The organism is Candidatus Obscuribacterales bacterium, assembly GCA_036703605.1.
Lineage (GTDB): Bacteria > Cyanobacteriota > Cyanobacteriia > RECH01 > RECH01 > RECH01.
The window spans coordinates 1-1,064 of the sequence record DATNRH010001098.1 but is presented as its reverse complement, the minus strand read 5'-3'; the positions used below and the strand labels follow the sequence as shown (position 1 = coordinate 1,064).

Here is a 1,064-nt window from a genome sequence, read left to right as displayed (position 1 = left end):
GCAGGATCTGCAAAGATCAATGCGTTCCCAGCAGTGTTTACTGTGACAACTTGTCCGCCCTGCCCTGTATAGCTAAGAGGCGTATCAGACTGATTAATAAACTTGCTTTCAATGAACTCAAGGCCAGTCTCATCAGCCTTGACCACTGCAAAGTTAGTGGCCTGCCCGCCATAAGCGCCGGGGGTGTCGGAGAGCGCAAGGAAGTTGCCTGACGTAGCAGCCTCAAAGATCATTTCCTGCTCACCAGGGCCAACGACAAGCGCCTTTCCCTGCTGGCCTACGTATGACGCCGGGGTATCGCTTAACTCTAGCAGGGTGTCAGGCGCTAGGCCATCAATGAACGCCGCAAGCCCTGCCTGTGTTAGCTTCTTGAGCTGGCCATTCTGCACCACAAGGTATTGATCGCCCGACTTGGTGACGGTAATGACCGGGTAGCTGCTAGACGTTACGTTACTCAATGTGGTGGCCTCTGTTTAGTCTCACGGTTATAACAAACCTTGCAGTTTTGATGCGTTTAGTATAACTGAAAGGCATAAGAGTGAACAGGCCATAAAAAATGCCCTCACGAAGAGGGCCAAGGGAGAGGGCATATATCCGATATGCCAGCGGGGAGTAGGTAGTGTTGTTGCTAGGCGCGGTCTATCCTAGCTCCTGTATTGCTTATCGCTCTTTAACAACACTGAAAAGAACTCTCAACCACGCTTGGTGGGGAACCAGCAGACGTTTGACGGTATGTGGCTAAGAGTCCTTATCGGTGTAGTCACTTGCGAAGCGCTCTTAGGTTAAAGGGCTTATGGACTCAAACCAGCCTTGCCTATCCAGAGCGTTTCCAAGTGCCCGCTAGTATCGCCTAACGGGTTGCGTACACGTGTCGCTTCACAGCGAGTTGCCCGCATGGCCTTTCGGCTACTCCTCAGCTTTCTTGGGCGTTGCTGAGCGAGACAAATGCAACCATCATTGCCAGACCACTATAACCTGATCCTAAAACTAAATGCAACGGCTTCGCCCACAATCATAAATGTAGGCTCTACCCTGTAGCGAGTGTAGCTAACCATCGGCACAAC

Annotated in this window: 1 protein-coding gene; it reads right to left on the bottom strand. The window is 51.5% G+C overall.

Features of this window, described 5'->3' with window-relative positions:
* Window positions 1-458, bottom strand: a 458-nt coding sequence (locus V6D20_22850; protein ID HEY9818621.1) for a hypothetical protein, incomplete at its 3' end; no start/stop codon positions are given.
* Window positions 459-1,064 lie beyond the last annotated feature (606 nt).